Origin of the sequence: Psychroflexus longus (genome assembly GCF_020164595.1) — a bacterium.
GTDB lineage: Bacteria > Bacteroidota > Bacteroidia > Flavobacteriales > Flavobacteriaceae > Psychroflexus > Psychroflexus longus.
Map to the genome: position 1 here is coordinate 31,619 of NZ_JAIQZE010000015.1, position 18,654 is coordinate 50,272.

The window sequence follows — 18,654 nt, forward strand, 5'->3', positions numbered from 1 at the left end:
TAAAAAAGTCTGTGTAGAAGTACACAGACTTTTTTGTTATCGACCTTTATACTGAAGAATTGTTCAGAATAAGATCACAATTATTGCTTTACAACATCCCCGTGTTTCATGACAAAAATTACATTTTCCAATGTTGAAATATCGTCCAATGGATTTTTATCAACTGCAATGATGTCGGCCTTTTTACCTTTATCAATAGATCCATAGTGCTTATCTACCTTTAGTAACTTTGCGGATACAAGTGTAGCAGACTGTATAGCTTCCATAGCTGGCATACCTACCTCAACCATATACCCGAATTCTTTAGCATTCAATCCGTGTTTAAACACTCCTGCATCCGTTCCAAAAGCAATTTTAACTCCCTTTTTGTAGGCTTTCTCGAAGGTACCCTGAAGTTTTGGTCCAATCGCTATAGCTTTGGGCACGACAAGATCTGGATAGTAACCTTCAATTTTAGCCATTTCGGCAACGCTCTTACCTGCTGTAATTGTTGGGACGAGATAGGCGTCATATTGCTTCATTAATTCCATAGTTTCCTCAGACATCAAGGTACCGTGTTCTATAGTTTTAATACCGGCTTTAATAGCACGTTGCATCCCTTCATCTCCATGAGCATGGGCGGCAGTCAGCATCCCATAGTCATTTGCTGTTTCTACAATGGCTTTGATCTCATCTTCAAAAAACTGTGGGTTAGATCCGCTCTTAGCGACACTTAACACACCTCCAGTTGCAGTTATTTTAATGACGTCAGAACCGTTTTTATATCTCTGTCTTACAGCTTTCCTAGCCTCTGAAGTTCCGTTGACAACTCCTTTTGATGGACCAGGGCTTCCCATTAAAGTTGCTTTATAGCCATTGGTAGGGTCGGCATGACCTCCGGTAGTCGCTATGGACTTACCAGCAGAATAGATGGTTGGCCCTACCACAAATCCTTTATTTATTGCGTCCCTTAAACTTGTATTCACTCCAGTTCCACCAAGATCTCTTACCGAAGTAAAACCGGCCATCAAAGTAGTTTTAGCGTGAACCTGGGCTTCATAGGCAACATCTGCTTCGTTCAACTTGAACGGTTTTATGTAATTGTCTTTTGATGTTTCAGACTCAAGATGCACGTGCATATCAAACAATCCAGGAAGTACCGTTGAAGAGCTTAAATCGATTAATTTTGAACCCTCTGGAACATTAGTAAAGCCGTTTTTGATCTCTTTTATGAGGTCATTTTCAACAATTATTGTTTTTTCTGACAACACTTTTCCTTTTTCCACATCAACTATGTTCCCGCAATAGATATAAGTTTGCTGAGCTGAGAGCAAAAAACTGAAAAATAGAAGACTAAATGTGAATATTGATTTCATATGATTTTGTTTTCAATAAAAATAGGGAAATAATTCAGTCTAAAATTATTACGCTCAACAAGTTTGTGAGCTTTGTCTATTTTATACCATTTACACATAAAAAAAGACTACTAAAAAGTAGTCTTTTAAAATTTATAAAATAAAACGCTATTAAAAATTATTTCATAGTTTTCACTTGATCGAGTGCCGATTGAACTTTTTTTCTGTGATTTTCTAGCACTGTCTTTGTAGAGATTGGGAGATCTGCTTCTTTTAGGATTTCATTGTAATCTTCCAAAGCTTTTTTCTCACCTCTAATAGCTTCTTCTAAAATCGCTTGATCGCTGTTACTCGCAAACGTGGATTTTAAATTCATCCATACCCGGTGAGCGTCGCCTTTTACACTTGTACCCTTATCAGGTTTTGAGCCGAAAGATCTTATCTCTTCTTTTATTTCATGACCAAAATCGTATCTATCTGTCGCTCTATCTTTAAAGAATTCTTTAAGATGACTACTTTCTACATTGTCTTTGGCAGCAACATATCCAGCTTCCGCATCATAGTTCTTCTCTAATAAATCATTAAGTAAATTTGATATCTTATCTGTATACTTCATATTAAAATAATATTTTTTATTTCCTATAATATAAATATATAATAGAAGATGTTTAAATATTATTTAGTGTTTAACACTCGGATTAACAGGTTTTTATAGTTGAAAGATTTGAAAAATTGTAAATGAATTTTGATTTTCATTACTTTCTTAGAGTTCTAATTCCTAAATAACCTCCGACGACAAGTCCTACTGCTATGAGGCCGTTTATTGGTGCTGCTGCTCCACTATCATCAACATCAGTACCTCCGGTGTCTTCAAAGCCTATATCCCCGAATTGGGCATAATTAAGTTTGGGTGTTAATAAAAGTATTATGACTGACACTAAAGCTATAAAGCGTGAAAAATTGAATTTCATATATTTATTCTTTAACCAATTTGAGAGTTGTTTTCCCTTTATTTGTTTCTATTTTGATTAGATAAATTCCTGTATTAGAATTAAAGTCATTAATCTCTATTGTAGACTGACCTTTAAAATCCCTTTTATAAACTTGCTGACCAAGTATATTATAAATTTCTACACCTGCTCCCTGGGCCAGGTCCTGACCGCTTATCTGAAAGCTGCCTTTAGTTGGGTTAGGATAAACATTTAAGCGTATTAATTCTTCATCTACAGTAGATAAGTTAATAGGATCAAGCACTAAACTAAACCGATTTGAAGCTAAAGATTCTGGAACGGATTGATCAATCATAAAGTTATAGGTATCGTTAGCCTTTGTGATCTCAATCATCTCATTCAAGTACTTGTCTTCTATAAACAATTTAGTGTTTAAGTTGCTCGTCAAATCAAACTTCAACACATAAGATTCCTTTGTATATTGATTGATGAATAATTGCAACTTCTCCTCACCCACAGGAAAAGGTCGTCTTTCAATAGCTGAATACTGATTCCCTTCTACTCTCACTAAATTTTCGTCAAGGTTGCCAAGTTTTGGAGAGTCATCTTTAGCAGTTACACTATAAGAATCATTAAAATTGATACGAAGCCCATCTGACGGTGTATTCCCTTCAGCAAAAGAATCGGCATCAAACAACATCACATTGATATATTCTTTTTCAGAGAATGATTTGGTGGTTGTCTGAGCTGGATTTACATTTTTATCAGTTTCCTGAAAATTAATTGATGCCCCTCCTTCAGCTACAGTTCTGACAAAAGCTGCCTGCATAGGCTGTATGTATTGATTTGCATCTGAAAATTTATCACCTGGATTAACTGTATTGGGGCTAAGAGCATTATCTCCAGTTGCTGGATCTATGGTCACATAAGCCCCTCTACCCGTTGAACCGCCTAAAGTGGGATCCCAGATATAATATTCTGTAGTTGAAAGGTTTGTAGAATTTGTTAATACAGAATACATATCAACTTGAGCCTGATAAGGATTACCTATAATACTTAGTTTATCTATATCTCCAGATAAATTTGATTCTAAATTACTTCCTATCAATAACTCACCAGTTGTTCTTAAACGAGTATCAGTAGGAGTTGATTCATTACTAATTACATCTATGTCTCTACCACCTCTTATCATCAAACGGTAAGGAACTCCTGCCACTAACGTTTGAGGTTCTGTTTCGGCTACAGAATTCCATTGCCTGTTTATATTGTCAAATTGAAACATCGAAGGGTTGCCTGAGGGCGTGTAGTCAAAACCATTATTATGGGAATTATCGGTTTCACTTACCTTGCTACCAGTTATATGAGTCCCGTATCCAGGACTCGGGTCGGCTAAATAGTTGCTAGCACCTTCCTGCCAGTTTGCCCGAATGGATGATGAAGTATTAACTGAAGAGGAAATCAATCTAAAAGCTCTTCTTGCCGGATAGCACTGCTCTACTACGACATCTCCACTAATGCTTCCGTTAACAACCTCAGCAACCTGAGCAGTTTTTGGAGGTGTTCCAAAATCACAAAGCAGCTTTAAATTTCCATTAGATTGAATAGTACCAGAACTCACTTCTACCAAGTCTGTAATATTGAGTTCACTATTTAGGTTTGGTCCACCTGTTCCTGAATTCTTAACGTGACTAACTGTATTATCAATAAAAGCACCGGAAGCTACAGACTGACTTCCTGCTCCGGTAAATTCTATAACTGCAGCACTTGCATCGATGATACCGTTTGTTTTGGTAAGGTGACCACCAACCTTTAAAGTTTGTGTGCCAAGTGGCACATCACCTTCAGTTAGATTGAGGTCTCCTTTTACTTCAAATCCGTCAACAATAGTAAAGTCTGCATTTGCTACATTGAGTGTTAAGTTACCCTGGTGAACATCATTCAGAAAAAGTCCAGATCCTATTGTAGTTGTAGTAGGACCTCCAGCCAGCTCAATTGTGCCGCTTCCTCCCAGACGTCCGTTGGTTCTATTTAATAAGCTGCTTAAGATTAAATCTGCTCCGGAAGCCACTTTAAAACCACCATTAGTCAGATTCAAATCACTCACCTCCAGACTTGCAATAGTTGATGTTACCGCATCTGTATTGTCAACGGTTACAGTTCCTAAAGACAGACTTGATAGCAACCCTGACTCAATATTCTGAGTACTGCCTAAAAAATTGAGGACAACTGGTTCCAAATCCAGTCCTGTAGATTGATTGACCAGTAAATCACCGTAGATGTCTAGAGTAGCTGGCAAGACCGTAGTTCCAGTTGAGGATAAATCTAAAGTATGATAACCACCAATTTCCGTTATAGTCTGGTCAGTTCCAGCATACCGAATCGTATTTGGCTGGGTAATCGCATCTACACTTGCTCCTGTATTAAGTGAGAAACTATTAAGAATTTCTATTTCAGCATTAGATAAAACATCAAGGTTGGCGTTATCTGAAACGACTAAATTATAAAAAGCAGCCGTACCAGAAATCGTCGCTGTGGATGCAGTTGCATCATCCAGCAAATGCACTGTACTTTCACCTGGATTTATCGTGCCGTTTGCGGAAATCGTACTAAAATTGATTCCACCACCACCTTCGTTAGGTCCACCATAAAGATAAATATTTGGAGCTCCTGTTATGTTAAGCACACCTGTACTGGCAATTTCTATTGTCCGCATTCTTACTTCACCAGTGGTAACTTCTGTGGATGATGGCTGAGAATATCCACTAGTGGAATTTATAGTTGGATTATAGGCTGCAACTGAAGGCTCAGGTATAGTTACATCTGCTGTTTCATCCGGCACACGACTTCCGTTCCAATTGGACAAAACATTCCAGTTGGTGCCAGAAGGTGTATTATCAACTGCTCCTATCCATACATAATCTCCTTCGCTTTCTTTTTCTGAAAGCATCCAGTACTTAGTGAAAGTAGTATCATCTTTTTCAGCCAGATAGAAGACAGAATGATTACTCAATTCTACATAATTTTCAGTACTGTTGAAACTCGTTCTGCCATGCTCGTGAGGGGTAACCCCATTATACGGCAAATGGTGATCCCAGGTGATGAGATCTGCTTCTGGATTTTCATTTAACTCCCCATCCTGGTAGGCAAAGCGCACAGTAAATCTAGACTGAGGTGAACCACCTTCTCGTCGTATTTGATATAGCCGCTTTACTGTATTACGACTGGCTGTAGTCCCATTGATCTCTACAGTTCCACTATTATCAACATGCTCACCATAATCACCTCTGGACACAAGCATGGTTACAGCCGTTGGAATAGCACTGCCCCCTACAGAACTGAAGGAGAGCCTGGTGTTATTATGTCCGAAATCGTAAGTTGTGTTTTCTACAAGACTTGTACGCCTTATTTTGCCAGTCACATCCCCAATACCTACTGTAGAAGCTGAAGCACCCATGGTCAAAATATAGGAATCCAAATCATTGAACGGCTGTGTGCTGTTTTCGAAATTAGCACTGCCGTATGGAGTTTGAGCATAGCCCGTATAATCTCTCACCAATTCCAGCAAACCATTAGTCGCATTTGGATTGGCTACTTCTAAATTGAGTATTCCATTAATTGTAAAATCACGGTCTGCAACAATACCAATAGGATTTGAGATGGTAAAATTCTCTATAATATCTACAGTCGGCACTTCATTTGCCATAGTCACTGCACTGGTATGGTCACTGTAAAGCAAGTTGACGCTAGTACCAAAGGAAGTAGGAGCTGCATTTAAAGTTCCGCCTGTACGTTCTATAGTTGCTCCTGTAGCAATATTCAGTGCATTTGTTCCTTTATTTAAAGTACCACCCAGCAATCTAAGCCTGTCAGTTACGGTCTTATTTGTACTTAAATTTACTCAATTCGTACTTGAATTATTTATAGTTAACACATTTCCTTTGTTCTGCAAACCAACATAGCCAGACCTGGGATCAGCTATTTCACCTGAGACTGTATTTTGCTCTATACTTCCAGCATATTCTTCTACGATGTAAGTGCTACTGGTTGCAAAAAAGAGCTTTCTGGCAAGAGTTGATACATTTGAAGTTATCTTAAGATGTTGAGGGTTTGCCTGAGTTCCATTTCCACTCATATACAATCCAGAATCGTTCAATCCGCTATTAGTGTCATTTATCACTAGCCCTCCATTGACTTCCACATCACCTTTGCACTCAATATAAAGTGCAGAATTATTTTTGCCATCCTGATACCTCAACTCCCCTCCGTTTATTCTGAAAAGTTCATTTATACGGACTTCAAGTTGTGGGTTGTTTGAAAAAGTTGTTCTAAAAACGCCTCCAGCATTTAACTCAAATACATCAATATCACCAGCAAAAGTTGTATTTGAATTTTCTGGGATATTGACTAAGAAGTTACCGTGGATTATTATGGCTCCAGCCAAATTAAAACCATTGGTTTGGCTTGTTACATTATATACAACAAACGTATTAGGCTGTATAAAAACAGTACCAGAAAATGTAGCTGACAAAGGATAATCTGTTGCAGTGTTCCAAGTGGTTCCATCGTATTTTTCCCAGGTACCTGCATCTAGCCAGGGCTTTGGATTTTGTGAAGTACCACCTACCGACCTATAATCACCTGCTTGCTGGGCATAACCATTAAAGCCCATCAAAAAGATAAGTGAAATTAATGTGAAGGCCTTCATGTGTATTTGTATAATCTGGAGTAAATGTTTTTTCATAGACTATTATTTAGGTAAACTTTTTAATTGCGCTATAAGCAATTTAATTGCAAAAATAACAAAATACAAATATATAATTCACTGAAAGTCAATAATTTTTATAAATATTGCCTATTGATTAAAAATAAATTGAATCTCAGTTTAACAAGAAGACAAAGTTTATAGCTGAAGTTACAAAGGCTGAATTCAGCAATTAAAAAATAATTTAAAGCAGAGCTTCTCCAAAACTAAAAACAGACAGTTTGACGCTTAAATAGTTTAGTGTATTTAAGAAGGTTTCATTAGAAGCTCACTAGAAGTCATCTTCACCATTTAGTAAAATAAAGTACATTAAATATTAAAATAATGTACTTTATTTATTTAATTAATGTACATTATTTGCATTAAACCTCAAGAGCTTTTTATATTTACCTCAACACTAAATGAGGAGTTTCTCAGGTGAATTAATAACTAAGTGCTTATGAATGATTTTATAACCTGTACCATCTCCAAACGAGGGAATGGAGTGAAAGCTGATCCTTCTGCAAACTACCATTTAAAGGCAGTTTACAACAGATCGATAGGTATGGATGAACTGGCAAGGCGCATCAGTAATAAATGCACCCTAAATACCTCTGATGTAATAGGATGCTTAAATGCGCTTAATGAGGAAATCCTCTTTCAGTTGAAAGATGGAAATAAAGTTGACTTAGGCTGGCTGGGGTCATTGAAAATAGGCCTTGAAGCCAAAGCCCATTCTTCTCCAATCGACTGTAAAGTGAGTGACATCAAACGCGTAAAAATCAATTACCAGCCCAACAAAAATTTAAAACGAGAGCTTAAGCATACGACAAATTTCAAGATTGATCCCAAGGCTAAATTAAAGTATATAGAACCTTAGGGTCAAAGTTACTTTATCGATTGAGCTGCTGTACATATCAGGCTTTGTTTGCTCCTCCTCAACTCCGATAGTTATCGGGGCGAACCTTGGTTGTATTTATATAGTAATTTTATTCTCATCTCAGGATAGATTTTTAAATTCTGAATATAGAGTTTGCTTTTCATCTTTTTGATATGCTTCTCAACAGCTAAAGCTTGCATTTTAGATGCACATTCTATCTTTAAAAACAATTCCCAATCCTTAGCATTTGAGGTGAATTTATGTGATTCTGCTTGTTCATGAAACGCCATCCGCTGCTCAATATTTGAAGTATAACCAATGTAGAACCTATTTAATTTTTTAGAAAATAAAATATAAACAAGGTGCTTCATCCTAAAGGTTTATGTAAAACAAAAAAGCCCGATACTTTCGTATCAGGCTTTATTTGCTCCCCCTCAAAGACTCGAACTTTGGACCCTCTGATCAATCCCGCACGTGCGGGACTCTAACCAACTGAGCTAACTTACCGGTAGGAATGAATTCAGGCTCTAAAAGCTTTAGAAGTAATTGTCTACTCTTTTGCTTTTTAATAAATTTTTCGACAGACTCTGCTTCGTTTCGTGAAGATCCTGCTTCAAAGACAGCTTTTAAAACCCAAGGTCTGTATTTTGACGTAAATGTATGGAATGAAGAGCTGTTGTGTTTCTCTAATCGTTTCCAAGGGTCAATTGAAGATCCTGTGTAGTATTTATCAAACTTTTCTGAGTATATGATATAGAAATAAAACATTGGCATCGATAACAAAAAAGCCCGATACTTTCGTATCAGGCTTTATTTGCTCCCCCTCAAAGACTCGAACTTTGGACCCTCTGATTAACAGTCAGATGCTCTAACCAACTGAGCTAAGGGGGAATTTATATGATGTAATGAACTGTTGTGTTTTGCGGTTGCAAATATAAACCAATATTTAGTTTCACAAAACGTTTTTTTAAAAAAATGTTGAAATAATTACTCTCCTGTCAGCCAGCGATAGACGTCGTTTCCATTGGCAAACAAGACCAAAGCTATAAGTATAAAGAAACCAATCATTTGGGCATATTCCATCACTTTTTCATTAGGCTTACGCCCGGAGATCATCTCATAAAGCAGGAACATGACATGCCCACCATCCAAAGCTGGAATAGGTAAAATGTTCATGAATGCAAGAATAATCGAGATAAACGCTGTAGTGGTCCAGAAGGCTTTCCAGTCCCAAGCATCAGGAAACAAACTTCCTATGGCTCCGAAACCTCCTACTTGTGTAGCTCCTTTCTTAGTAAATACATATTTGAATTGTGCGACGTAATCATGGAGTGTCCAGTAAGCAAAATCAAATCCAGCACCTATGCTTTCTCCGAAGCTGTAAGACTTAGTTAAAATGTCATCTGCGCTTATAGCTGAAGTAATGACTCCTATAAGACCATCTTCATCTGCTGTAACGTTTACTTTACCTAGTCCTTCTGTAGCCAATTCTCTATCCAGTCCAGGATTTTCCTGAGGGGCACTCGTATAAGTTACCTCAACAGGAACACCTTTATTATCTTGTATTTTTTTTCTGAATTCATGCCAGTAATTGATCTTTTCACCATTAACGGAGGTAATCATATCTCCTTTTTTAAGCCCGGCCTTATCTGCAGGAGAATCTGCCAATACGCTATCAATCATAGGTTTTTTAATCGGAGAAAATGGCTGAAAACTACCGGATTGGAACAACTGCTGACCCATATCCTCAGGAATCGATAAGGTTTCTGAATTACCAGTTGGGTGCTCAACTTCTACTGTACTCACATCTCTGAGCAATAAATACTTATTGATGTCGATCTGACTTTGCAGAGGTTCTCCATTAACGCTTAAAATTTTGTCACCATCCATAAAACCGTAATCTTTCATAATTTCGGCGCTTTCAAGACCGTTATCAAAAACTTTTGGAGACAAATAGTTTTCACCATAAACGAAAAGAACCATCATATAAATGAGGAATCCTAATACGATGTTGACAGTCACACCGCCCAACATAATGATGAGTCGTTGCCAAGCTGGCTTACTACGAAATTCCCAAGGCTCAGGCGGCTTCGCCATTTGCTCTCTGTCCATACTCTCGTCGATCATCCCAGATATTTTCACATAACCACCAAGTGGTAACCAGCCAATACCATAAACCGTATCACCAATTTTCTTTTTGAAGAGTGAGAACTTCACATCAAAAAACAAATAGAATTTCTCTACTCGGGTTTTAAAGAGTTTTGCCGGGATAAAATGACCTAACTCGTGTAATACAATAAGTATAGATAAACTCAAAAGGAGTTGAACTGCTTTGATAAAAAATGGATCCATTAATTAGAAATTTTCAATCGCAAAAGTAATCTTTTATCGGTGCATAAAAAATTTTTGGCCCCCTACCCCGCATAGTTAACAAATAATTGTAACCAATGACACATCACAGGAGGAGCATTCGAGTTATTTTTGCAAAACATTACACAACTATGCTTAAGTTTTTTGCTAAATACAAGTTTTTCTTTGTGGTGATGCTCATCCTTTCAGCGATCATCATTTCCTTCATATACAACCAGTTAAAACCTACTCCCAAACTTCCTGTTTTTCAGCCAAGCATGGTGACTGCAGATCTTGTGGATACGACGGTCCAGTACATTCGCAAATACCATAAAGTCAAAGATTTTAAGCTGGTGAACCAAAATGGAGATACTATCACTCAGGAAGATTATGAAGACAAAATCTATGTCGCTGACTTCTTTTTTACCACCTGCCAGAGTATTTGTATAGACATGGCTAAGAGCATGCAAACACTCCAGAAGGAGTTCAAAAATGACGGTGACATCAGGTTGCTTTCCCACTCGGTAACGCCTGAAATTGATGACGTTCCCCAGCTAAAAAAATATGCAAAAGAAAAAGGAGTTATCGACAGTAAGTGGAACCTAGTGACTGGTGACAAAAAACAAATCTACAATCTGGCGAGAAAAGAATATCTGGCTTCCAAAACCGAAGGCGATGGAGGACCTTACGACCTTGTGCACACAGAAAATTTTGTACTGGTGGATAAGGAAAAACGCATCCGCGGATTCTACGATGGCACCAACCCTGAAGAGATAGAGAAACTCATCGAGGATATCGATATCCTAAGGTTGGAATATCTGCCTGAGGAAAAGTAATTTTTCTTCGGAATTTACCTCTGCAGAACTCTATATTTTTCGACAATAAGCTTTCTTGGCGTAGTAAACTTAGAAGTAAGCGCCTGTTGTCGATAAGTCTTCAATACTTACGTTTTCACTGATGAAAACCATTCACCTGAAGTCTTGTCTTTACGCTCTAGAATATTAACCTAAAACTATCTTCACAAATTAAGCTGGTTATCACAAAACTTTAAGTCCAACGGATACAAATTCAGAATAAATCCTCTAGAAGATTCTTTTTAAAACCTCTTCGATATCGATAAGCATAATACTGAAAACACCTAAGACGATGACAAATTTGAGAAGGTTGTGTAAGACCAGATAGTGGATTTTCTGCTCCGACCGCCACAACTGAAATAGAAAGATGATGAGCAGCACCACACACAAGAGGAAGTAATAATCCATGTAACCTGAGTCGAAGTATAGTACGAGGATAAGCGCTGGAATGATGGTGGAAATCACCAAAATGGAAATAAGTCGCTTTGTGAAGGTCACATTATATTTCACCGGAATTGTCGAGTAATCTAAAGTGAAATCACCCTTTAGATTTTCCAGGTCTTTGACGAGTTCTCTTATGAGGATGATAAAAAATAGGAAAACCGCATGAACGATAATTACTTCTTCAAAATTTCTGTAGTACACAAAAATGATGAAAAACGGCAATATGGCTACTACTCCGGCAGTGAGTGTTCCTAAAAATGGATAGCGTTTGAGCTTATGGGAATACAGCCATAAGATGAAAATATAAATAGAGTAAAACAAAACAGCTTTGAAACTTACGTAGCTGGCGATGATGACACTGAGAAAGTTGAGTGTAAAGTAAACGCCCAGTTTTGTCTTCTGACTAACGTAGTTGTCAAGTAGTGTTTTTTGAGGTCGATTGATCAAATCCTTTTCGGAATCGTAAAAATTATTGATTAAGTATCCCGAAGCGATGGCTAATGCTGTTGATATTACGATTAAAAAAAGATTGACATCCAATACAACTTGCCTGATAGGAAGATGATGTGCCATAATGAATATGGAAGCCAGGTACTGGGCAATAATAATGATAAGAATGTTATAACCGCGAATAACGGAGAACAAACTCAAAAATTTGAGCCAAAGGCGTTTGTTCTCTCGAGACATGAATCAAAGGGTTTTTAGAACGTATAAACCACTTCTAGCTTGTGATCTTTCAGGGCTTTTTTGGCTTTTTCAAAATCTTGAGTGAAACCCAAAATATAACCGCCACCACCAGAGCCACAAAGTTTTAGGTAGTAATCGTTTGTTTCGATACCTTTCTTCCACAATTCATGAAATTGCTTAGGTATCATAGGTTTGAAATTGTCTAAAACAACATTGGAAAGATGCTTTATATTTCCAAATAGCGACTTGAAATCGCCTTCCAGAAAGTTGTCTACGCAGGCGTCTGTGTGTCTTACAAATTTATCTTTCATGATATTTCTGAAACCCTCCTGCTTCATATTGTCCATGAAAATCTGAACCATTGGAGCCGTTTCTCCCACTATGCCACTGTCTAATAAAAAGACAGCACCATTCCCGTTTTGAGTTTGAGATGGAATTCCTGCAGGTTCAATATTATCTTTGGAATTGATAAGTATGGGTAAGCTTAAATAGCTATTGAGTGGATCCAAACCTGACGATTTCCCATGGAAAAAAGATTCCATTTTAGAAAAAATAGTTTTAAGCTTCAGAAGTTTATCCTTGGATAGGTTTTCAAGAACTGTGATTTTATCAAACGCATATTTATCATAGATAGCGGCTACCAGTGCTCCACTACTTCCAACTCCGTAACCTTGTGGGATACTGCTATCGAAGTACATCCCTTTGTCAAGATCCATATTCAATGAATCTAAATCAAAACGAACGGGTGTGCTTCTTTCTGTATTCAATCCCTTCAGATAAGAAGAAAAACGCTTTAATTCTTTATTGGACTTAAGAGCCTTTTCATCTGGATTCTCGTCAACCTTTAAAGCTCCGTTGTAGAAGTTGTAAGGGATAGACAAGCCTTTGGAATCTTTAATAATACCATATTCTCCAAATAATAAGATCTTGGAATAAAATAAGGGTCCTTTCATAGATGTTTCTTTAGGATAAAATCAATCTGTTCTGCAAATATTAATGATTATTAAGAGATAAATAATGACAATTATGAAAAAATATCTCTTCTATAAATTAATACTTACAAATTTAATTTATTTTGTTGAACTTTAATTCAAAACTTTCAAACAAAGTTAAAACTGAATTTGATCATGAATTACTTTCTCTCCCTGGCAAAATTGAATTAAATCTTCATTGATAAATTTTCTGACCCTGGCAGATGAAGCATTAGGATAGAGCAAATGAACGTTAGCTCCAGCGTCGAGCGTAAACCCGACCTGGACTCCTTCAGATTTTCTAAGTTCCCAGATTTTATTGATGACTTCTAAAGTATTTGGTTTCATCAGGATGAAATAAGGAGAGCTTGTCATCATCATCGCATGAAGTGACAACGCCTCAGATTCTACCAAAGCAAAAAACTCGTCAAAATTACCTGAGGACAAAATAGATTTCAACTTTGAAATATTATCATCTGCTTGTTGAAAACGTTGTTCTGCAAAAGGATGTCCATGCATCAAGTCATGGCCTATGCTACTGCTGACTTGTTTTTGACCTTCATCAATGAGTAAAATTGAATCCTGAAACGCTCTGAAATTAGCATGTACCTCATACGGATAATCAATTCCAAAAAAGCTGGAGCTACCTTCTATGTCTTGGTGCTTACCCCAAACGACTAATTTACCACCTGTGCTTCTGCAGGCGCTACCCGATCCAAGTCTTGCTAAAAACGATGTTTTTTTCGAAATAAATTCATCTGTAAGTTCGGGTTTCACTGAATTTTCCATCGCCATAAAACATTTTGAAAGAGCAGCCATTCCGCTGGCAGATGAAGCTATCCCGCTACTGTGTGGAAAGGTATTTTTCGTATGAATCTCAAATTCAAAAGACTTCAAAAAAGGCGTGTAGGTTTCTATGCGCTTTAGAAAAGTTTCAATTTTAGATTTGAATGCCGGCTTTAATTCACCATCCAAATACACCTCAAAATGAAACTGGTCATCTGCCTCAATTCGTTTCTTTAAAACAACCTCAGTTTTGGTTTTACAATTGTCGAGTGTATAACTTATAGATGTATTTTTGGGAAGTTGCTCACCATATTTTCCCCAGTATTTCACGAGTGCAATATTGCTCGGTGCTTCAGCTCTATAGGAACCTAAGTCTGGCAATAGTTGAGGTGTTTTATAAATAAAGTCTTGAGTATTCATTTTTTTTGATGTTTGAGACAAATATAAGTAAGCGAGATGTTCTGGAATAGATTGTAGATCTTGAAAAAAAAATAATATTTTGCTTATTAGAAAAATACCCATGAAAATAAATACAGTAGTAAAGATCTTAATTGGAGTTGTAGTCTGTTTAGGCATTGGTTTTTTAGGCTCAATTGCCACACAAACCAGCGTTAACACTTGGTTTACAACTTTGGAAAAGCCTTTTTTTAATCCACCAAGTTGGCTTTTTGCCCCAGTGTGGACGACGCTTTATATATTGATGGGTGTAGCGGCCGGACTCGTTTGGAATAAAGGATTTCATCACCTATGGGTAAAAACTGCGTTATACCATTTTGGCTTTCAGCTTGTTTTGAACGCCTCTTGGTCTGTTGCATTTTTTGGGTACCAGTCACCACTTGTAGCTCTTTTTATCATTATAGCACTTATCGTCCTGGTTTTAATCACCTTCAAGTGGTTTAAGATTGTAAGTAATACCGCTGCTTATTTACTTATCCCATACATCCTTTGGATCGTTTTTGCGGCAGCCCTCAATTTTGAAATTTGGAGGCTAAATTAAGATGAAACTGTTCCTAAGGCAAAAAATTGATTTAGATTGGGTTGGTCGCTTCCGCCTGCTGGCTCTAAAGTGATTCCAAAGCCCTCAGATTCTGGAATGTTATTCAACTTAAAAATTTTGTTACCTGAAGCATTTGCTTCAGCCAGGAGCCCGATACTACTAGGAGTCAATGGCTCAAATTTAAGTGACCAGGCTTGATAAACCATGCCTTCCGGCGCTTCTGGCAAACGACTAATATCAAGAATTAATTCCCCTGATTTTTTATCATAAAATGCTGCAACTGCAGAATTAGGAGCGTTAAGCTCATTTCCAGGCAACGTCAATTTACGGGTTCCAGGCTGCGTCATTTGTATAAGCAAGTCCTCGAGTTTCTGAACGTTTTGATTGGAGTTTGCTACCTGAATCTCTTTGGTTTCTAGTTGTTCATTAACAAAATTAATTTGCTCTTCGAGGTCTTGATTCAATTTCATCATCCATAAAATACCACCTAAAAGCAATATGGCAGCAGCCCAGCCAAAGTAGGAATAATTGGACGTTATGATTTTCACCTTAGGTTTTAGAATTGTAGATTTATCTGTAATTCTTCTCAGAATCTCTTTCTTAATGGAAGGATTAACACCCGAAGAAGTCGCCTTAGAAAGTTCTATCAAGGTTTTTTCAATAGCTTTTACCTCGGCTTGCAATTCCGGATCTTGAGCAACATCTCTGGCAACTTGAGCTTGTTCTTTTCCAGAAAGCGTTCCGTAAACGTAAAGTTCAAGTAATCCGGATTCTATATATTCTTTTGTAGTCATAATTATTGTAATGTATCTCTTAATGAATTCAAGCAAGTTCTATTCCTAGATTTTACAGTTCCCAATGGAATTTCTAAAGTTTCTGAAGCTTCCTTTTGAGTATATCCTTTAAAGAACAACAAGTCGATCAATTTCACGCATATAGGCTTCAATTTATCTACAAATTTTTTGATTCCATATGCATCGCTTATACTATCTAAATCCATATCGTCCTTTATAAAAAACGAAAAATCATCAAAATCTGAATTTTTACGTTTATTCTTATAGGCTTTAGACCTTATTTTATCTATTGCAGCATTCCTGGAAATATTCAAAAGCCATGTAAAAAAGCGACCCTTTTCACTGGAATACGAGTCTGATTTCTCCCAGACTTTGATAAACACATCCTGTAGCACTTCCTCTGCTATCTCAGCATCTTTTACTATAGTATTGATAATTCCGAAAATATTTTCAGAATACATATCGTAAATCTGGGAAAAAGCGACTTCATTTTTTTGCTTTAACTGTAAAATAAGCTCATCTGGTTGCATCCGAAATTTTTTCTAAATCTACCTTTTTTAATTTATTATGCAAACCTAGTTTAATCCTCAATTTTATAAAAATCTAGCTTACAGATATTTACGAAAATAAGTTAATTAAGGTTTAATTGCTTATGAAATAAAGCCGAATATAAAACGACTAACCTTTAAAAATGTATTTTCGCGACCTATGAATAAAGTCCGTGTTATCATCCCAGCCTACAATGAAGAAAGCTCTATAGCTAAGGTCATAAAAGATATACCTTCACATATTTCTGAAGTTATTGTCGTTGATAATAAGTCAACAGACCTGACGTCAAAAAATGCGAAAGAAGCTGGGGCAACTGTTCTATACGAACCGCATATGGGCTATGGATATGCCTGCTTAAATGGACTTTCCTATTTGGAAAATCTGGAAGATATCACCGATATTGTAGTTTTTCTTGATGGAGACTACAGCGATTATCCCGATGAGATGGATAAAATCCTCAAACCAATTATTGAAGAGGATATAGACTTAGTGATAGGTGCCAGAGTAAAGTCAAAGCGTGAAAAAGGTTCCATGACATTTCCTCAAATTTTTGGTAATTGGTTAGCTACAAGTTTGATGCGCTTATTTTTTAATTCGAAATTTACAGATCTAGGACCTTTTCGAGCCATTAACTATCAAAAGCTTTTAGATTTGAACATGGAAGATAAAACTTATGGCTGGACCGTGGAAATGCAACTAAAAGCTTTGAAGCAAAATTTTAGCTACACTGAGGTTGAAATGAATTATAGAAACAGGATTGGAACATCCAAAGTTTCCGGAACCATGAAAGGAGCCGTTATGGCAGGAGTAAAAATACTAGGTTGGATTTTTAAATACACTTTCAAATGATTTTAGATTACATCATCGTTGGACTTTACAGTTTTGCACTTCTGGTGATTCTTATCTACAGCTTATTACAACTTCAGCTTGTAGTTAACTACAAGAAAGCGAAAAAACAAAAGGTGAAACCTGTTGCTTATCCAACTCAATGGCCAAAAGTGACAGTCCAACTACCCCTTTACAACGAAAAATATGTAGTAAAACGCTTACTTGAAAACATTTCAAAACTGGATTATCCTTCATCAAAACTCGAAATTCAAGTTCTTGATGACTCTACAGATTCTTCCAAAGCTTATACCGAACAACTCACTAAAGAGCTAGTAGAAAAAGGGATCAATGCAAAATATATCCATAGAGCTAACCGTAAAAACTTTAAAGCTGGTGCACTCAAAGAAGGTCTGAAAATCGCTGAAGGCGATTTTATCGCTATTTTTGACGCTGACTTTTTACCTCAACGCGATTGGTTAAAGAAAACCATACCTCACTTTAACAAGCCTAATGTAGGCGTCGTGCAAACGCGCTGGGGTCATGTTAATAGAACCTATAGCATTCTCACCAAAATCCAGGCGTTCGCCTTGGATTTTCATTTTCTTATTGAACAAGTTGGACGATCCTTTGGTGGTCATTTCATCAACTTCAACGGAACAGCGGGGGTTTGGAGAAAAACTTGCATTGCAGATGCGGGAGATTGGCAGGGTGACACTTTAACGGAAGATCTGGATTTAAGTTACAGAGCTCAGCTCAAAGGTTGGAAGTTCACCTACCTTAAAGATGTCGTGACCCCCGCAGAGCTTCCTGTGGTTTTGAGTGCCGCAAGGTCACAGCAATTTCGCTGGAATAAAGGAGCTGCGGAAAATTTTAGAAAAAACTTCAAATCAGTGCTTCAAAGCAAAGACTTGAGTTTTTTATCCAAACTGCATAGCTGTTTTCATTTGCTCAATTCGAGTATGTTCTTATTGATTTTACTTGTCGCCATCCTAAGCATTCCCATCTTATACATCAAATTCCAGCAAGGGTCTTGGGATGTCGTTTTTTATATTTTGGCAGCTATGGGGATCAGTACTGTGTTTTTTATTTACGGCTACTGGACGAGCTACAAAGAGATTCACAACCGAAGTTCATTATCAATCTTAAAATTTATAGGTTTGTTTATTACCTTTTTTTCAATCGCGATGGGGCTTTCTGTTCATAATACAGTAGCGATTCTGGAAGGACATTTCAATAAAAAGTCAGCTTTCATCCGTACCCCAAAATTTGATATTTCTTCGGATACCGACACGTGGAAGGGCAAAACCTACATCAATAAAAAACTCTCCATCCTTAATGGTATTGAAGTTTTATTATTTGGCTATTTCATTTACGGACTTTATAGCGCTTATTTAACTCAGGATTTTGGATTAGTCATATTTCACCTAATGCTTGTGTTTGGTTTTGGATTCATATCCTTCAAAACCATTTTCTCTAATGCTTGATGAGAT

General features: G+C 37.1%; 18 protein-coding genes and 1 tRNA gene. 5 read left to right on the forward strand and 14 right to left on the reverse strand.

What is annotated here, in order from left to right; translation table 11 throughout:
• Positions 1-80: 80 nt before the first annotated feature.
• The 5 genes from LB452_RS12240 to LB452_RS12260 all read right to left on the reverse strand — a co-directional run bounded on the left by LB452_RS12240 (position 81) and on the right by LB452_RS12260 (position 7,025).
• On the reverse strand, positions 81-1,355 hold the full coding sequence (locus tag LB452_RS12240; protein ID WP_224462025.1) for a metal-dependent hydrolase family protein: 1,275 nt from the start codon (positions 1,353-1,355) through the stop codon (positions 81-83).
• A gap of 157 nt (positions 1,356-1,512) precedes the next feature.
• Positions 1,513-1,950, reverse strand: a complete 438-nt coding sequence (locus LB452_RS12245) for a ferritin-like domain-containing protein (protein WP_224462026.1) — start codon at positions 1,948-1,950, stop codon at positions 1,513-1,515.
• A gap of 139 nt (positions 1,951-2,089) precedes the next feature.
• A complete protein-coding gene (locus LB452_RS12250) occupies positions 2,090-2,305 on the reverse strand; it encodes a hypothetical protein (RefSeq protein ID WP_224462027.1) in 216 nt (71 codons plus the stop codon).
• A 4-nt stretch (positions 2,306-2,309) separates the two neighbouring features.
• A complete protein-coding gene (locus LB452_RS12255; protein ID WP_224462028.1) occupies positions 2,310-6,140 on the reverse strand; it encodes a T9SS type A sorting domain-containing protein in 3,831 nt (1,276 codons plus the stop codon).
• Between the two features lie 42 nt (positions 6,141-6,182).
• Positions 6,183-7,025: a hypothetical protein gene (locus LB452_RS12260; RefSeq protein WP_224462029.1), complete on the reverse strand. Its 843-nt coding sequence runs from the start codon at positions 7,023-7,025 to the stop codon at positions 6,183-6,185.
• A 460-nt stretch (positions 7,026-7,485) separates the two neighbouring features.
• On the opposite strand from LB452_RS12260, the gene LB452_RS12265 reads away from it, so the two are divergent.
• Positions 7,486-7,905 carry an HU family DNA-binding protein gene (locus tag LB452_RS12265; protein WP_224462030.1) on the forward strand — a complete coding sequence of 140 codons (420 nt, stop codon included), beginning with the start codon at positions 7,486-7,488 and terminating at the stop codon, positions 7,903-7,905.
• A 71-nt stretch (positions 7,906-7,976) separates the two neighbouring features.
• Here LB452_RS12265 and LB452_RS12270 read toward each other — a convergent pair whose 3' ends face one another.
• The 4 genes from LB452_RS12270 to rseP form a co-directional block, all read right to left on the reverse strand.
• Complete coding sequence (locus LB452_RS12270) at positions 7,977-8,276, reverse strand: GIY-YIG nuclease family protein (RefSeq protein WP_224462031.1); 300 nt, start codon at positions 8,274-8,276, stop codon at positions 7,977-7,979.
• 91 nt (positions 8,277-8,367) lie between these two features.
• A complete protein-coding gene (locus tag LB452_RS12275; protein WP_224462032.1) occupies positions 8,368-8,673 on the reverse strand; it encodes a GIY-YIG nuclease family protein in 306 nt (101 codons plus the stop codon).
• A 49-nt stretch (positions 8,674-8,722) separates the two neighbouring features.
• Positions 8,723-8,796 (reverse strand) — tRNA-Asn (locus LB452_RS12280).
• Positions 8,797-8,892: 96 nt separating this feature from the next.
• Entirely contained in the window at positions 8,893-10,257 is a 1,365-nt protein-coding gene (rseP, locus tag LB452_RS12285; protein WP_224462033.1) for an RIP metalloprotease RseP, read from the reverse strand.
• 149 nt (positions 10,258-10,406) lie between these two features.
• On the opposite strand from rseP, the gene LB452_RS12290 reads away from it, so the two are divergent.
• Positions 10,407-11,090, forward strand: coding sequence for an SCO family protein (locus LB452_RS12290; RefSeq protein ID WP_224462034.1), 684 nt, complete (start codon positions 10,407-10,409; stop codon positions 11,088-11,090).
• Positions 11,091-11,336: 246 nt separating this feature from the next.
• On the opposite strand, the gene LB452_RS12295 is transcribed toward LB452_RS12290, so the two are convergent.
• The 3 genes from LB452_RS12295 to mvaD form a co-directional block, all read right to left on the reverse strand.
• Entirely contained in the window at positions 11,337-12,239 is a 903-nt protein-coding gene (locus LB452_RS12295) for a geranylgeranylglycerol-phosphate geranylgeranyltransferase (RefSeq protein WP_224462035.1), read from the reverse strand.
• A gap of 14 nt (positions 12,240-12,253) precedes the next feature.
• Complete coding sequence (locus LB452_RS12300) at positions 12,254-13,192, reverse strand: mevalonate kinase family protein (protein ID WP_224462036.1); 939 nt, start codon at positions 13,190-13,192, stop codon at positions 12,254-12,256.
• A gap of 156 nt (positions 13,193-13,348) precedes the next feature.
• Complete coding sequence (gene mvaD / locus LB452_RS12305; protein WP_224462037.1) at positions 13,349-14,416, reverse strand: diphosphomevalonate decarboxylase; 1,068 nt, start codon at positions 14,414-14,416, stop codon at positions 13,349-13,351.
• A 100-nt stretch (positions 14,417-14,516) separates the two neighbouring features.
• Between mvaD and LB452_RS12310 the strand changes: the two genes are divergently transcribed.
• Positions 14,517-14,993, forward strand: a complete 477-nt coding sequence (locus tag LB452_RS12310) for a TspO/MBR family protein (protein WP_224462038.1) — start codon at positions 14,517-14,519, stop codon at positions 14,991-14,993.
• Here the strand turns inward: LB452_RS12310 and LB452_RS12315 are convergent.
• Together LB452_RS12315 and LB452_RS12320 are read right to left on the reverse strand one after the other, a co-directional pair.
• Positions 14,990-15,787: an anti-sigma factor gene (locus LB452_RS12315; RefSeq protein WP_224462039.1), complete on the reverse strand. Its 798-nt coding sequence runs from the start codon at positions 15,785-15,787 to the stop codon at positions 14,990-14,992. The two genes, LB452_RS12310 and LB452_RS12315, sit on opposite strands and share 4 nt — an antisense overlap.
• Before the next feature lie 2 nt (positions 15,788-15,789).
• Complete coding sequence (locus LB452_RS12320) at positions 15,790-16,317, reverse strand: RNA polymerase sigma factor (protein WP_224462040.1); 528 nt, start codon at positions 16,315-16,317, stop codon at positions 15,790-15,792.
• A gap of 178 nt (positions 16,318-16,495) precedes the next feature.
• Between LB452_RS12320 and LB452_RS12325 the strand changes: the two genes are divergently transcribed.
• Both LB452_RS12325 and LB452_RS12330 read left to right on the forward strand, forming a co-directional pair.
• Positions 16,496-17,185, forward strand: coding sequence for a glycosyltransferase family 2 protein (locus tag LB452_RS12325; protein WP_224462041.1), 690 nt, complete (start codon positions 16,496-16,498; stop codon positions 17,183-17,185).
• Positions 17,182-18,648 (forward strand): cellulose synthase family protein, encoded by a 1,467-nt coding sequence (locus LB452_RS12330; RefSeq protein WP_224462042.1) that lies wholly within the window; start codon positions 17,182-17,184, stop codon positions 18,646-18,648. The genes LB452_RS12325 and LB452_RS12330 overlap by 4 nt, the downstream gene beginning before the upstream one ends.
• Positions 18,649-18,654 lie beyond the last annotated feature (6 nt).

Coding starts and splice junctions, on each gene's coding strand:
- mvaD (WP_224462037.1), bottom strand. CDS start 14,416: ATGAATACTCAAGACTTTATTTATAAAACACCTCAACTATTGCCAGAC.
- LB452_RS12290 (WP_224462034.1), top strand. CDS start 10,407: ATGCTTAAGTTTTTTGCTAAATACAAGTTTTTCTTTGTGGTGATGCTC.
- LB452_RS12275 (WP_224462032.1), bottom strand. CDS start 8,673: ATGTTTTATTTCTATATCATATACTCAGAAAAGTTTGATAAATACTAC.
- LB452_RS12330 (WP_224462042.1), top strand. CDS start 17,182: ATGATTTTAGATTACATCATCGTTGGACTTTACAGTTTTGCACTTCTG.
- LB452_RS12325 (WP_224462041.1), top strand. CDS start 16,496: ATGAATAAAGTCCGTGTTATCATCCCAGCCTACAATGAAGAAAGCTCT.
- LB452_RS12320 (WP_224462040.1), bottom strand. CDS start 16,317: ATGCAACCAGATGAGCTTATTTTACAGTTAAAGCAAAAAAATGAAGTC.
- LB452_RS12315 (WP_224462039.1), bottom strand. CDS start 15,787: ATGACTACAAAAGAATATATAGAATCCGGATTACTTGAACTTTACGTT.
- LB452_RS12270 (WP_224462031.1), bottom strand. CDS start 8,276: ATGAAGCACCTTGTTTATATTTTATTTTCTAAAAAATTAAATAGGTTC.
- LB452_RS12240 (WP_224462025.1), bottom strand. CDS start 1,355: ATGAAATCAATATTCACATTTAGTCTTCTATTTTTCAGTTTTTTGCTC.
- LB452_RS12250 (WP_224462027.1), bottom strand. CDS start 2,305: ATGAAATTCAATTTTTCACGCTTTATAGCTTTAGTGTCAGTCATAATA.
- LB452_RS12300 (WP_224462036.1), bottom strand. CDS start 13,192: ATGAAAGGACCCTTATTTTATTCCAAGATCTTATTATTTGGAGAATAT.
- LB452_RS12265 (WP_224462030.1), top strand. CDS start 7,486: ATGAATGATTTTATAACCTGTACCATCTCCAAACGAGGGAATGGAGTG.
- LB452_RS12310 (WP_224462038.1), top strand. CDS start 14,517: ATGAAAATAAATACAGTAGTAAAGATCTTAATTGGAGTTGTAGTCTGT.
- LB452_RS12295 (WP_224462035.1), bottom strand. CDS start 12,239: ATGTCTCGAGAGAACAAACGCCTTTGGCTCAAATTTTTGAGTTTGTTC.
- LB452_RS12245 (WP_224462026.1), bottom strand. CDS start 1,950: ATGAAGTATACAGATAAGATATCAAATTTACTTAATGATTTATTAGAG.
- LB452_RS12260 (WP_224462029.1), bottom strand. CDS start 7,025: ATGAAAAAACATTTACTCCAGATTATACAAATACACATGAAGGCCTTC.
- rseP (WP_224462033.1), bottom strand. CDS start 10,257: ATGGATCCATTTTTTATCAAAGCAGTTCAACTCCTTTTGAGTTTATCT.